The sequence below is a fragment of the Pantoea rwandensis genome (genome assembly GCF_000759475.1).
Classification (GTDB): Bacteria; Pseudomonadota; Gammaproteobacteria; order Enterobacterales; family Enterobacteriaceae; genus Pantoea; species Pantoea rwandensis_B.
This window is the reverse complement of record NZ_CP009454.1, coordinates 3,401,654-3,414,640: the sequence shown is the minus strand read 5'-3', so window position 1 is coordinate 3,414,640 and position 12,987 is coordinate 3,401,654. Positions and strand designations below refer to the sequence as shown.

At 57.4% G+C, this 12,987-nt stretch carries 13 protein-coding genes; 8 read left to right on the top strand and 5 right to left on the bottom strand.

What is annotated here, in order from left to right:
* Window position 1 precedes the first annotated feature (1 nt).
* Window positions 2–1,555 carry a histidine ammonia-lyase gene (gene hutH / locus LH22_RS15600; protein ID WP_038647981.1) on the bottom strand — a complete coding sequence of 518 codons (1,554 nt, stop codon included), beginning with the start codon at window positions 1,553–1,555 and terminating at the stop codon, window positions 2–4.
* 319 nt (window positions 1,556–1,874) lie between these two features.
* On the opposite strand from hutH, the gene hutC reads away from it, so the two are divergent.
* On the top strand, window positions 1,875–2,630 hold the full coding sequence (hutC, locus tag LH22_RS15595) for a histidine utilization repressor (protein ID WP_034820947.1): 756 nt from the start codon (window positions 1,875–1,877) through the stop codon (window positions 2,628–2,630).
* Here hutC and LH22_RS15590 read toward each other — a convergent pair.
* Window positions 2,614–3,153, bottom strand: coding sequence for a HutD/Ves family protein (locus LH22_RS15590; protein WP_038647978.1), 540 nt, complete (start codon window positions 3,151–3,153; stop codon window positions 2,614–2,616). The two genes, hutC and LH22_RS15590, sit on opposite strands and share 17 nt — an antisense overlap.
* Window positions 3,150–4,505 carry a formimidoylglutamate deiminase gene (locus tag LH22_RS15585; protein WP_038647975.1) on the bottom strand — a complete coding sequence of 452 codons (1,356 nt, stop codon included), beginning with the start codon at window positions 4,503–4,505 and terminating at the stop codon, window positions 3,150–3,152. The genes LH22_RS15590 and LH22_RS15585 overlap by 4 nt, the downstream gene beginning before the upstream one ends.
* 85 nt (window positions 4,506–4,590) lie before the next feature.
* Here LH22_RS15585 and hutI point away from each other — a divergent pair, with 85 nt between their 5' ends.
* Together hutI and hutG are read left to right on the top strand one after the other, a co-directional pair.
* Window positions 4,591–5,808, top strand: a complete 1,218-nt coding sequence (gene hutI / locus LH22_RS15580; protein ID WP_038647972.1) for an imidazolonepropionase — start codon at window positions 4,591–4,593, stop codon at window positions 5,806–5,808.
* Window positions 5,805–6,596 (top strand): N-formylglutamate deformylase, encoded by a 792-nt coding sequence (hutG, locus tag LH22_RS15575; RefSeq protein ID WP_038647970.1) that lies wholly within the window; start codon window positions 5,805–5,807, stop codon window positions 6,594–6,596. Before hutI ends, hutG begins: the two co-directional genes overlap by 4 nt.
* Here hutG and LH22_RS20635 read toward each other — a convergent pair.
* Complete coding sequence (locus LH22_RS20635; protein WP_156102805.1) at window positions 6,593–6,787, bottom strand: hypothetical protein; 195 nt, start codon at window positions 6,785–6,787, stop codon at window positions 6,593–6,595. The genes hutG and LH22_RS20635 overlap by 4 nt on opposite strands.
* Before the next feature lie 240 nt (window positions 6,788–7,027).
* On the opposite strand from LH22_RS20635, the gene LH22_RS15570 reads away from it, so the two are divergent.
* Genes LH22_RS15570 through LH22_RS15550 form a run of 5 tightly spaced genes read left to right on the top strand, consistent with a single transcriptional unit; the run spans window position 7,028 to window position 11,634 of the window.
* Window positions 7,028–7,879, top strand: coding sequence for a transporter substrate-binding domain-containing protein (locus tag LH22_RS15570; RefSeq protein ID WP_038647969.1), 852 nt, complete (start codon window positions 7,028–7,030; stop codon window positions 7,877–7,879).
* Between the two features lie 12 nt (window positions 7,880–7,891).
* Complete coding sequence (locus LH22_RS15565) at window positions 7,892–8,611, top strand: ABC transporter permease (protein WP_034820926.1); 720 nt, start codon at window positions 7,892–7,894, stop codon at window positions 8,609–8,611.
* 11 nt (window positions 8,612–8,622) lie between these two features.
* Window positions 8,623–9,351, top strand: a complete 729-nt coding sequence (locus LH22_RS15560; RefSeq protein WP_038647966.1) for an ABC transporter permease — start codon at window positions 8,623–8,625, stop codon at window positions 9,349–9,351.
* A 1-nt stretch (window position 9,352) separates the two neighbouring features.
* Window positions 9,353–10,153, top strand: a complete 801-nt coding sequence (locus LH22_RS15555) for an ABC transporter ATP-binding protein (RefSeq protein WP_034820922.1) — start codon at window positions 9,353–9,355, stop codon at window positions 10,151–10,153.
* Window positions 10,150–11,634, top strand: a complete 1,485-nt coding sequence (locus LH22_RS15550; protein WP_038647964.1) for an HAL/PAL/TAL family ammonia-lyase — start codon at window positions 10,150–10,152, stop codon at window positions 11,632–11,634. Before LH22_RS15555 ends, LH22_RS15550 begins: the two co-directional genes overlap by 4 nt.
* A 648-nt stretch (window positions 11,635–12,282) precedes the next feature.
* On the opposite strand, the gene LH22_RS15545 is transcribed toward LH22_RS15550, so the two are convergent.
* Window positions 12,283–12,912 carry a flavin reductase family protein gene (locus LH22_RS15545; protein WP_038647961.1) on the bottom strand — a complete coding sequence of 210 codons (630 nt, stop codon included), beginning with the start codon at window positions 12,910–12,912 and terminating at the stop codon, window positions 12,283–12,285.
* Window positions 12,913–12,987 lie beyond the last annotated feature (75 nt).

Below are 12,987 nucleotides of genomic sequence, written 5' to 3'. Positions count from 1 at the left end.
CTTAAAGGGAAGGTGAACGCTGGCTTGGCAGCAGTGCAGTAAGGGATTCAGGCCAGGCGTGACGGCTGGCCCACAGGCGCATGGATTCAATATCCGGCGCCATTAAACGGTCTTGATCGAGGAAGGCGACGTGTTCGCGGATGCGCCCTATCTCTTGTTCCAGTGCAGTCGAGCTTTGCAATGGGCGGTGGAAGTCGATGCCCTGTGCCGCAGCCATGGCTTCAATGCCGACCACGGCAGCGGTGTTGAAGCACATATCACCAAGGCGACGCGCGGCGTAGGTGGCCATCGATACGTGATCTTCCTGGTTAGCGGAGGTCGGCAGGCTATCTACACTGCCCGGATGCGCCAGCGATTTGTTTTCAGAAGCCAGTGCGGCAGCGGTGACCTGAGCAATCATAAAGCCAGAGTTCACTCCACCATCGCGCACCAGGAATGGCGGCAGGCCAGAGAGACCGGTATCCAGCAACAGTGCCATACGGCGCTCGGAAATCGCTCCAATTTCGGCAATCGCCAGCGCGATGATATCGGCGGCAAACGCCACCGGTTCAGCGTGGAAGTTACCGCCTGAAATCACATCACCACTTTCACTGAACACCAGCGGATTATCGGAGGCCGCATTGGCTTCAATTTGCAGTACGCGCGACGCATGGCTGAGATTGTCTAAGCACGCGCCCATAACCTGCGGTACGCAGCGAATCGAGTAGGGATCCTGCACGCGACCACAATTCGTATGTGAGCTGAGGATTTCACTGCCTTCCAATAAGGAAGAAACCGCAGCGGCCACCGCGATTTGCCCGTGCTGACCACGCGCCTGATGAATACGCGCATCGAAAGGTTTTACTGAGCCTTTGATCGCTTCCAGCGACAATGCACCCGCCATCAAGCCTGCGGCAAACAGGTTTTCGGCTTCAAACAAGCCGCGCAGTGCCAGCGCGTTAGAGACCTGAGTGCCATTCAGCAGTGCCAAACCCTCTTTCGGTCCCAGCACAATCGGCTGCAGGCCAACGCGTGCCAGCCCTTCCGTAGCAGGAATCAGTTCTCCGCCGACGCGCACCTGGCCTTCGCCCAGCAACATCAAAGACAGATGGGCCAGCGGGGCCAAATCGCCCGATGCGCCAACCGAACCTTTTTCCGGGATACACGGCATGACACCGGCATTAAACAGCGCCAGCAGGGCTTCAATTAACTGGATACGCACGCCGGAGTGACCGCGTGCCAGGCTGATGATTTTGGTGGCGACCACTAAGCGCGTAACGTTATCGGGCAGTAAGTTGCCCAAGCCCACGCTATGCGACAGCACCAGATTGCGCTGCAACTCTGCCAGACGTTCAGAAGGAATCTGTGTCTGGGCCAGTTTGCCGAAGCCGGTATTGATGCCGTACACCACTTTGCCTGATGCCACGATGGCATCGACGGTTTCATTCGCGCGATCGATGGCCGCACGGGCGTCATCCGCTAACGTGAGCGTCACCTTGCTTTGATAAATCGCCCGCAAGGTCGCGAGGTCCACTTCACCGGGAACGAGGCGAATTTCCTGAACCGAACCTGACATAGTCTACTCCTGTCTATACAAGTGATCGAGTGCTACCTGCACGCCCTGAGTTGACGATCTGGCAAGGGGTAGCACCATTGAATGAGCTGAGTGAAGCATAAGTGTCTAATCTTGTCTATACAAGTAGCAAGGGCTGTGCCAGATTGATTGGATTCTGTGAAATGCGCCGCAATGCGGTATGTGTCATCCAGCCGCAGCCGCATTGCACCGAAACAGGGAGAACGCTGCACTGTTGACGCGCTGTCTGCACAATTGGATGTATATACATTTACGTGCTGAGACAGTAAACTTTGGGCATTATTCGGAAAAGGAACAGGATATGGCGGAGCAAACGGCAATAGCGCAGCTGGCCGCAGCGATGGGCGATGAGCCAGCACCGATTTATCAGCGCGTGAAACAGGCGATCGTCAGCCAGATCCGTGAAGGTCACTGGAAAGCGAATCAGCGCGTACCGTCCGAAAGTGAGCTGGTTAACGAGCTGGGCGTGAGCCGCATGACCATTAACCGTGCGCTGCGTGAACTCACCAGCGAAGGTTTTTTGGTGCGCATGCAAGGCGTCGGCACCTTTGTCGCGGAGATGAAGGGCTACACCGCGATGCTGGAAGTGCATAACATCGCCGATGAGATTGCTCAGCGCGGTCATCGCCACAGCTGCAAAATTTTGTCGATTGGGCAGATGAAGGCCGATCCAGAACAAGCCGCTGTGTTGGGCTTGTCCACCGGACAGACGCTGTATCATTCGTTGATTGTGCATTACGAAAACGACATGCCAGTGCAACTGGAAGATCGTCTGGTTAACCCGCTGGTGGCACCGGATTACCTCAGCCAGGATTATCATCAACTGACGCCCTACACCTATTTGATGCGCGTGGCGCCGTTGACTGCCGGTGAGCATATTGTGGAAGCGGTCCTGCCCGATCTGCGCCAGCGTAAACATCTGGCGCTGGATGAGCATGAGCCTTGCTTGCTGATTCGTCGTCAGACCTGGAGCGACAACAAGATTGTGACTTACGCGCGCCTGCTCTATCCCGGCTCGCGCTATAAGTTACTGGGGCGTTTCAGAGGACACGGCTAAGCGCCACAAACAGCAGGCTGGCATCCGAGGTTCGCGGTGCCAGCTGCGTCTCTTCATCCAGCCACCACATCCCCTGATTAACCGCGATGCTTTCGCCGTCCGCACTCTGCCATTCACCCGATAGCACCCACGCGACACCGTGTTCGCTGGCAACAGCGTGTTGCACAACCTCCACCTGAGCCTGCCAACTGTCACGGCGGGTCATGATATTGAAATCCTGACAGCTGCCACTGATCTGCGCATCGATCGACCATTCACCGGGAAATGCCCACGGCTGATGCGGCAACAACGCGTGCTCGACGCTATCACTGCGAAGTACCACGCTGTCGCCATTCAGCAGCGTAATCACACGATCGATACTGGGGAACGGCGAGAAAGGTCCGTCGGCATCGATGGTGGCAATACTGGCGCGCCAGCCAAACTCTGCCTCACCGGGCGGAAAGCTGACGATTTCACGCGTTTCGCCGCCGCCGTTGCGCCAGCGGCTCACGGGCAGCTGGCTGTAGTCAAAGCGTGTTCTCATTGCAGCGCCCTCATCGCCTCGGCAATGCGTGCTGCAGCAGCTTCTTCTGCCCGATGATGGCCCTCGCTGATGACCTGATTACCGGCGACAAACACATCGCGGATCTGGCTTTGGCTACCGCCAAACAGCCAGCGGTTAAGAAGTGATGCTGAACTCACGCTGCCCAGGAAGGCATCGTTTTCCAGCACCAGCCAGTCGGCGCGTTTACCCACGGCCAGTTCACCTGTGTTGATCGCGCACGCTTGCGCACCGCCTTGTGCCGCCTGCTGCCACAGCAGATCGCCCACAGAAGGCTGGTGGGGCAGGGTGATACGATTGCGACGGCGATCGCGCAGGCGCTGACCGTACTCCAGCCAGCGCAGTTCTTCCAGCGCACTGAGCGACACATGGCTGTCCGATCCAATGCCCCAGCGCCCACCGCGTGCGATGTATTCCACCGCCGGGAAGATGCCGTCGCCAAGATTGGCTTCGGTGGTCGGACAGAGACCGGCAATCGCACCGCTGGCGGCCATGCGCTGGATTTCGCTGTCGTCCAGATGGGTGGCATGAATCAGGCACCAGCGCTGATCCACCTCGAAGCGATTGTAGAGCCAGGCCACCGGACGTTCACCGCTCCACGCCAGACTGTCATTCACCTCTTTTTCCTGCTCCGCCACATGGATATGCACCGGCACATCAGCAGCGCTGGCGGCCAGTACTTCACGCATCTGGGTTTCATTCACCGCGCGCAGCGAGTGGAAACAGATGCCATGATTAAGCAGCGGTTTATTGGCGCTCCATTGCGCTGCGCGTTGCTGTTGTTGCAGATAAGCATCGGTCTGCTGGATGAAACGGCGCTGGCCATCGCTGGCGGGTTGCGATCCAAATCCGCTGTAGCTGTAAAGCACCGGCAGCAACGTCTGACCAATACCAGCGGTCTCGGCGGCGGCCATCAGGTTGAGCAGCATCGCGTCATCGGCATAGGGTTTGCCCTGCGCATCGTGATGTAAGTAGTGGAATTCCGCCACCTGGCTGTAGCCGCCTTTTAGCATGTCGATGTAGAGATGGGTGGCGATATCGCCGACCTGCTCCGGCGACAGGCGCTGCACCATGCGATACATCAGATCGCGCCATGTCCAGAAACTGTCCTGCGGATCGCCCGCCACTTCTGCCAGCCCGGCCATGGCACGCTGGAAGGCGTGTGAGTGCAGGTTGGCGATGGCGGGGATCACTGGGCCAGCAAGGCGGATGGCGCTGCCTGGCGTGCTGCTGGGGGTGAGTGAAGCGATCTGTCCGGATGCGTCAGTGGTAATCAATACGTCTTCATGCCAGCCGTCGGCCAGCAGCGCGCGTGGGGCAAAAAAAACGGCCATGGTTGATCCTTAAGGGCGGAAAGTTGTATATACATATACATACTTTGAGACGCACTGTAAATCGTCAGACGTGAAGGGGAGTGGGATGGCAGAAGCGAAGCAGATCGACAGCCTGTGGCTGGGGGCCGATATCGTCACCATGCGAGACGGGCACTATAACCTGATTGCCGACGGTGCGCTGGCGGTGGATAACGGTGAGCTGATTTGGGTAGGGCCGCGCAGCGAACTGCCAAATTTTGCTCCGCGTTCGCAGCAGCAATTTGACGGTGGCATCATCACGCCGGGTCTGGTCGATTGCCATACGCATCTGGTGTTTGGCGGCGACCGTAGCCAGGAGTTTGAGCAACGTCTGAACGGCGTCAGCTATGCTGAGATTGCAGCGCAGGGCGGCGGTATTCTCTCCACGGTGCGTGCTACGCGCGCGGCATCGCAGCAGGAGTTGGTGGCAAGCGCGCGCTGGCGTCTGGATCGATTGCTGGCAGAAGGCGTCACTACAGTGGAGATTAAATCGGGTTATGGCCTCGATGAAACCAGCGAGCTGACCATGCTGCGCGCCATCCGCGAGCTGGCAGAAACAGTCCCCGCCGATGTGCTGGCGACCTGTCTGGCCGCGCACGGTTTCCCGCCGGAATTTAAGGAAAATCCACAGGGCTGGATCGATATCATCTGTAATCGCTTGCTACCGCAGGTGAAGGCGGAAGGTCTGGCGGATGCGGTCGATGCCTTCTGCGAACATCTGGCCTTCTCCCCTGAGCAGGTCAGCGCGGTGTTTGATAAAGCCAAAGCGCTGGGGATGCCGATTAAATTGCACGCCGAGCAGCTTTCTGCGTTGGGCGGCGCCACGCTGGCGGCTGAATACGGCGCCTTGTCAGCCGATCATCTTGAATACGCCACTGAAGCTGATGCGCAAGCGATGGCGCAACACGGTACTGTCGCGGTGTTGCTGCCGGGCGCATTCTATCTGCTGCGAGAAACGCAACGCCCGCCCGTGGATCTGTTCCGCAAACACGGCGTGCCAATGGCGCTGGCCAGCGATGCGAATCCGGGAACTTCACCGGCGCTGTCGCTGCGTCTGATGTTGAATATGGGCTGCACGCTGTTTGGCATGACGCCGGAAGAGGCGCTGGCAGGCGTGACCTTATGGGGCGCTAAAGCGTTGGGATTACAGCACTCGCACGGTTCGCTCGAGGCCGGCAAAGTGGCAAACTTTGTGCACTGGCCGCTGGCGCGCCCGGCAGAACTGGTTTACTGGTTGGGCGGCGAACTGCCGTGCCAGGTTATCTATCGTGGAGAAGCGCAATGACACCTTTTCATTTCACCGCCGGTAAGCTTCCGCTGCTGGTCAGCATCCCGCATGCGGGTACCCAGTTAACGCCTGAAGTGGATGCCGGATTGAGCGACGCGGCACGCGGCCTGCCGGATACCGACTGGCACATTCCGCTGTTGTACGATTTTGTGCGTGATCTGGGGGCCAGCGTGCTGATTGGCCACTACTCCCGTTTTGTCATCGACCTGAATCGTCCGGCGGATAATCAGCCGCTGTATACCACCGCGACGACAGGGCTGTACCCAGAGACGTTATTTGATGGTACGCCGACCTTCGCCGAGGGGAAAACGCCCAGTGCCGCCGCGCGTCAGGGTTATCTCGATAATATCTGGCAGCCGTATCACCAGCAGATCCAGCAAGAGCTGGCGCGACTGAAAGCTGAACACGGTTATGCGCTGCTGTTTGACGCCCACTCCATTGCCTCAGTGATTCCGCGCTTGTTTGATGGTCAGTTGCCGGATATCAACATTGGCACCAACAGCGGTGAGAGTTGCTCTGGCGCGGTAATCGAAGCGATCAAGGATGTCTGTGCCGCGCAAAGCGATTACAGCTGGGTCGTCAACGGACGTTTCAAAGGCGGCTATATCACGCGTGCCTACGGTCAGCCGCAGCAGGGTGTACAGGCCGTTCAGCTCGAACTGGCGCAACTGAATTATATGGATGAAACGCCGCCGTTTGCCTGGCAGCAGGATCGCGCCGCGCAGCTGCAGAAAGTGCTAAAACCAATGATGCAGGCGTTTTTACAGGCCGGGAAGCCGCGCTAATCGCCTGAGTCGTAGGGCAAGACGTCATGCTTGCCAGGGCTAATTTGCATCAGGCTGCCACCTTCGAAGGGTGGCAGTTTTTGATCGGTGTTACAGTGCAAACTCATGTCACGCGCCATACCCATCTCGCTTCCATCTAAACCCTGACATCCCCATAACAGTGCAATCGCGCCCCAAAAATGTGCACCCATACGTCCACATCGTAACCATTCCCTGATTCTACCGCTTCTGCCGACCTGGCACACCGCTTGCTAGGTTGTATGTACAAGTAAAGACCACGTGGTAATTATCACTTTTTATTCTGGCTGGCTCACAAAAAGCTTATGCCGACAATGATCTGCCGCAAGCTAACTTGTATATACATGAAATGTCATCTGCGCTGTATCAGCCAACAGAGACAGCCAATTCGATTAATGACCAGGAGAAGCCGCATGACGCACCGCGCCCCGATTCGCCGTTTTTGCCTCACGACCCTGTTTGCCAGCCTGATGATCAGCGGGATGGCTGTGCAGGCGAAAGAGTGGAAATCGATCACCATCGCTACCGAAGGCAGTTATGAACCCTGGAACCTGACGCTGCCGGGCGGCAAGTTAGGTGGCTTTGAACCTGAACTGATGGAAGACCTGTGTAAGCGCATGGGCATCCAGTGCAAGCTGGTGGTGCAAAACTGGGACGGCATGATCGCCGGACTGAATGCTGGCAAATATGACGTGATCATGGATGCGATTGTCATTACGCCGGACCGCAAAAAAGTGGTGAATTTCACCGTGCCTTACGCGTCCACACCGGCCACCTTTATCACCACCAAAGACAGTCCGCTGATGCCTGCCGATCACAACATCATCAAGCTGCATGATGATGAGAAGGAGATCAACACGGCGATTGCCCCTCTGAAAGCGGCGTTAAAAGGCAAAACCATTGGCATCGCGTCCGGCACGGTTTACACGCCATTTATTGATAAGTACTTCAAAGATGTCGCCGACGTGCGTGAATACACTTCCTCAGCAGATGCGATTCTCGATCTTCAGGCGGGGCGTATTGATGCGGTATTCGACGATGTAACCTTCGCCCAATCGATGCTGGCGCGCAAAGAGAACAGCAACCTGACCTTCAGTGGCCCGCAGTTGGGTGGCCCGATCTGGGGTGAGGGCGAGGCGATGGGCGTGCGCATGGCTGACAACGATCTGAAGGCCAAACTCGACGAGGCCATTAAAGGCGCACTGGCCGATGGCACCGTGAAAAAGCTGAGTGAGAAGTGGTTTAAAACTGACGTAACCCCGTAAGTGAGGTGAAAGATGATGAGCCTGCTGAGTTTTGGTGCTGATGGCTGGGGCCGCCTGATTTTGGGGGCTGCCTTCACCACGCTGCTGCTGTCGCTGGCGGCGCTGATGATTGGCGCAGTGGTCGGTTCTGGCGTGGCGGCAGCGAAACTGTCGCCACAGCGCTGGGTTCGCTGGTTGGGTGAAGCCTATTCCACGGTGTTTCGCGGCATCCCGGAACTGCTGGTGATCTACCTGTTCTATTTTGGCGGATCGGGCCTGATTACCCTCGTTGGGCAGATGTTCGGTGCGGATGGCTTTATCGAAGCGCCACCGTTCCTGATTGGTGCACTGGCAATCGGGCTCATCTCGGGATCCTATCAAGGTGAAGTGTATCGTGCGGCACGTCTGGCGCTGGCCAAAGGCGAAGTGGAAGCCGCAGTGGCGATTGGCATGCCGCGCTGGCGCATCGCACAGCGCATTTTGCTGCCGCAGATTGTGCGCTATGCGCTGCCGGGCATGTCGAATGTCTGGCAGATGAGCCTGAAAGATTCGGCGCTGGTGTCGGTGACTGGCATCGTTGAGCTGATGCGCGCCAGCCAGGTGGCGGCGGGTTCCACGCGCGATTACTTCACCTTCTATCTGATTGGCGGTGGCTGCTATCTGGTGCTGACGCTGCTGTCTAATCATGCATTCCGTCGGGCAGAATCCCGCCTCGGACGCGCATGGCAAAGTCGCACTGCGGCACAGCACTAAGGAGCAGCAGTATGATTGATTTCGCCTTTCTGACTGACACTTTCCTCAAGCTAAGCGCAGCGTTGCCGGTAACGCTGGGGCTATTTATCAGTGCATTTCTCTGTGGTGGCATTCTCGCCATCGGGATTCTGTCACTGCGCATGAGTCGCTGGCGGGTGCTGAGCGGCTTTGCGCGCGGCTATATTCTGGTGTTTCGCGGCTCACCGCTGCTGATTCAACTGTTCTTGATCTATTACGGATTGGGCCAGTTTGGGGTGATCCGCCATAGCTTTGTCTGGCCATTCCTGCGCGAGCCGTTTACCTGCGCCGTGCTGGCACTGTCGCTGTGTACGGCGGCTTATACTGCGGAGATCTTACGTGGTGCTTTGCTGGCGGTGCCGCCCGGCCAGGTGGAAGCCGGGCTGGCCTGCGGCATGTCGCGCTGGCTGCTACTGCGTCGCATCATCGCGCCCATCATGCTGCGTTATGCTCTGCCGGCTTATTCCACCGAAGCGATTTTGCTGGTGAAGTCCACGGCGCTGGCCAGCCTGGTCACCGTATGGGATGTCACTGGTGTGGCGCAGCAGATCATTCAGCGTACCTATCGCACCATGGAAGTGTTTATCTGCGCCGCCGCCATTTATCTGATCCTGAACTTCATTATCGTCCAGCTTTACGCGTTGTTAGAACGCCGTTTAACCCCGGTGCATCGCGTTGAAAAAAAGCCGTTACCCGTCGTTAAACCGCTTGCCGGAGAGTGATATGCAATCCACGTCCCCCGTAACCTTAAGCGCCACCGATATTCATAAATCCTTTGGCGCGATGGAAGTACTGAAAGGCATTTCGCTGCAGGCGCACCAAGGCGATGTCATCTCGATTCTCGGTGCCAGCGGCTCGGGTAAAAGTACCTTATTGCGCTGCATCAATCTGCTGGAAACGCCGGATGCTGGCGTGGTGAGCGTCGGTGGTGAAACGATTGAGATGAAGCGCCATGCGCGTGGCCATCAGCTGGCGGCCAACCCAAAACAGATTGAGCGTTTGCGCTCGCGTCTGGGCATGGTGTTCCAGAGTTTTAACCTGTGGTCGCATATGACGGTGCTGCAAAACGTGATTGAAGGACCGCACTATGTTCTGAAGCGCGATAAGAAAAGCTGCATTGCCCAGGCGGAGCAGTTGCTGGATCGCGTTGGCCTGTTGAACCGCAAAGATTTCTACCCGGCACAGCTCTCCGGCGGCCAGCAGCAGCGAGTGGCGATTGCCCGTGCACTGGCGATGGATCCGGAGGTGATGCTGTTTGATGAGCCAACTTCGGCGCTCGATCCGGAGTTGGTGGGCGAAGTATTAAAAGTGATGCGCAGCCTGGCGGAAGAGGGGCGCACCATGCTGGTGGTGACCCACGAAATGGGCTTTGCGCGTAATGTTTCCAACCGCGTGGTGTTTATGCATCAGGGGACCATTGATTGTCAGGGGACGCCGGAAGAGATGTTTGGCGCACAGGGCTCGCAGCGCTTTAAGCAGTTTATCTCCAGCCATCAGAGCCATCACACGGAGCAACCAGCATGACGTTAGTGTGGGGCGATGAAACGCTTTCCTGGCAGGATGTGGTGCAGGTGGCGCGGCACAATGCCGAACTGACGTTAAGCGCCAGTGCCTGGCAGCGTATTGCTCTGGGGCGTGAGATCGTCGAGCTGATTGTGGCCAGCGGTCATATCGCTTATGGCATCAATACCGGATTGGGGGCGCTGTGCAATATTACCTTGCCGGAAGAACAGCTGAGTCAGCTGTCGCGCAATACGCTGTTGAGTCACGCTTGTGGTGTCGGGCCGCTGCTGACGCGTGAACAGGTGCGCGCCATCCTGTGTGCGGCGATTGCGAACTACAGCCACGGTAAATCGGGCGTGTCGGTGGCGCTGGTGCAGCATTTGCTGGCGCTGCTGAATCATCAGATTACGCCGCAGGTGCCGTCGCAAGGTTCTGTGGGTTACCTCAGCCATATGGCGCATATTGGGCTCGCGCTGATTGGCGTGGGCGATGTTGAGTATCAGCAACAGATCGTGCCTGCCGGGCAAGCGCTGACGCAGGCCGGGTTAACACCTTATCGACCCGGTGCCAAAGAGGGCTTGAGCCTGGTGAACGGTACGCCGTGCATGACCGGGTTGTCTTGCCTGGCACTGGATGATGCGGCGCGGCTGTTGGATTGGGCTGACGTGACCGGCGCGATGAGTTTTGAGGCGCTGCGTGGCCAGTTAGTGGCATTTGATGCAGAAGTGATTGCACTGAAAGCCAGTCCTGGCATGCAGGAGAGTGGCCTGCGTTTGCGTCAGTTGCTGAGCGATAGCCCGCTGCTGGCAAAAAGCGTGGGCGTGCGCACGCAGGATGCGTTGAGTTTACGCTCGATGCCGCAGGTGCACGGTGCCAGCCGCGATCAGTTTGATCACGCCGCGCGACAGGTGAATACCGAGTTGAATGCCTGTACCGATAATCCTTTGGTATTGGGCACCGTGGATAACTGGCGTGTGGTGTCGCAGGCCAATCCGCATGGTGAATCGGTAGCGATGGCGGCTGATGTTTTGGCCATTGCCATGGCGGAAATTGGCAGTATTGCTGAGCGGCGCCTGGATCGTTTAGTGAATCCACTGGTCAGTGGTTTACCTGCGTTTCTGGTGGCGCAGCCGGGCGTGAATTCCGGCATGATGATTGCCCAGTATGTGGCGGCATCGTTGTGCGCAGAGAACCGTCAGCTGGCACAACCGGCGGTGCTGGATAATTACGTGACCTCGGGTTTGCAGGAAGATCATCTTAGCCTGGGTACCGGGGCCGCGCTTAAGTTGCTGAAACTGGTAGGGAACGTATGGCAGATTCTGGCGATTGAGTATTTGCTGGCTGCGCAGGCGCTGGATTTTCATGGCGAGGCGGAGTTGGCGGAAGGTACGAAACAGGCGTTGCGCCGTTTGCGGGCAGTGGTGGCGAACTGGCAGGAAGACCGCTGGCTGGCACCGGAAATTGCCCGGGCGGTTCAGGTGATGAAAAACGGTGCTAGCTGAGTGCTCTTAAGCGATGCTGAACTGCTGAACTGCTGAACTGCTGAACTGCTGAACTGCTGAACTGCTGAACTGCTTAACTGCTTAACTGCTTAACTGCTTAACTGCTTAACTGCTTAACTGCTTAACTGCTTAACTGCTTAACTGCTTAACTGCTTAACTGCTTAACTGCTTGGTGCGTGTAAGGTGCGTGTAGGTGCGGGCCGTAGCACCTCTGCTGCCGCCGGGCAGTCCTCGCGCCGCTGACGCGGTGCCCTCGGCTTCCACGTCGTGCCTACGGATCGTTCGGGGATCGACCATCCCTGGTCGGCCCCGAACTGATCCACGCATCCCTGCGTGGATCTCCTGGCCCAACGTAAAAGCCTCAGCGCTGCGGATAGCCCTTGCAGCATCAGAGGTGCTACGGCCTCAAAAATTGTGCCCCTTTCAACAGCATTCACTTGCGCTCATCAGCAGACTGGAAGACTTGAATCCCCTCTGCGTGGATCTCCTGGCCCAACGTAAAAGCCTCAGCGCTGCGGATAGCCCTTGCAGCATCAGAGGTGCTAGGCCACTAACACTTGAGCTGTTTTTGGCAACCCGCATTTCAGCCTGCAATCCTAACCTATGTTTCAAACTGAATTTGAACCGGAACCGCCAGCCTGCAAAAAATTAACCCCGGCGCGCATCCGGGCGCACCAAATCAAACCGCAAATCCTCGCTGATGCCGTAATACGCCGATGGGCCACCGGCTCGCAGAATAGGTTGCGCCTTTGCGGTCTGGTAGATGCCATCTTCCAGCAGCGTCTCATCAATATGGATCGCCACCACTTCACCCAACACCAGCCAACTCTCCAGTTCAGTGCCTTGCACATCTTGCAGACGAATCAGCTGAGTCAGACGGCACTCAAAATTCACCGGGCTCTCTGCCACCATGCTGACGTTGACGTGCGAGGCGGCAATTGGGGTCAATCCCGCCAGCGCAAACTCATCCTGCTCGGGCGGCACTGACGCAGAACTTTCATTCATCGCTTCGGCGAGCGGACGAGTGGCCAGATTCCAGACAAACTCTTTGCTCTCACTGATATTGCGTACGCTGTCTTTCCAGCCGCTGCTGGCGAAACCGATGATGGGGGGATGATAGTTAAAACAGTTGAAGAAACTGTAGGGTGCCAGGTTGCGCTGGCCACTGGCGCTCAGCGAACTCACCCAGCCGATAGGGCGGGGACCAACAATAGCGTTCAGCGGATCGTGTGGTAAACCATGCCCGCTTCGTGGCTGATAAGTATAACGTTGTCGCATTAGCGCTCCTGGCTTGTCTGATAAACTTCACACCACAACGGTGTCATGGCATCCCAATCACGGTTATCAGGAAAG

Coding starts and splice junctions, on each gene's coding strand:
- LH22_RS15590 (WP_038647978.1), bottom strand. CDS start 3,153: ATGAGAACACGCTTTGACTACAGCCAGCTGCCCGTGAGCCGCTGGCGC.
- hutC (WP_034820947.1), top strand. CDS start 1,875: ATGGCGGAGCAAACGGCAATAGCGCAGCTGGCCGCAGCGATGGGCGAT.
- hutI (WP_038647972.1), top strand. CDS start 4,591: ATGGCAGAAGCGAAGCAGATCGACAGCCTGTGGCTGGGGGCCGATATC.
- LH22_RS15555 (WP_034820922.1), top strand. CDS start 9,353: ATGCAATCCACGTCCCCCGTAACCTTAAGCGCCACCGATATTCATAAA.
- hutG (WP_038647970.1), top strand. CDS start 5,805: ATGACACCTTTTCATTTCACCGCCGGTAAGCTTCCGCTGCTGGTCAGC.
- hutH (WP_038647981.1), bottom strand. CDS start 1,555: ATGTCAGGTTCGGTTCAGGAAATTCGCCTCGTTCCCGGTGAAGTGGAC.
- LH22_RS15585 (WP_038647975.1), bottom strand. CDS start 4,505: ATGGCCGTTTTTTTTGCCCCACGCGCGCTGCTGGCCGACGGCTGGCAT.
- LH22_RS15560 (WP_038647966.1), top strand. CDS start 8,623: ATGATTGATTTCGCCTTTCTGACTGACACTTTCCTCAAGCTAAGCGCA.
- LH22_RS15550 (WP_038647964.1), top strand. CDS start 10,150: ATGACGTTAGTGTGGGGCGATGAAACGCTTTCCTGGCAGGATGTGGTG.
- LH22_RS20635 (WP_156102805.1), bottom strand. CDS start 6,787: ATGGGTGCACATTTTTGGGGCGCGATTGCACTGTTATGGGGATGTCAG.
- LH22_RS15565 (WP_034820926.1), top strand. CDS start 7,892: ATGATGAGCCTGCTGAGTTTTGGTGCTGATGGCTGGGGCCGCCTGATT.
- LH22_RS15570 (WP_038647969.1), top strand. CDS start 7,028: ATGACGCACCGCGCCCCGATTCGCCGTTTTTGCCTCACGACCCTGTTT.
- LH22_RS15545 (WP_038647961.1), bottom strand. CDS start 12,912: ATGCGACAACGTTATACTTATCAGCCACGAAGCGGGCATGGTTTACCA.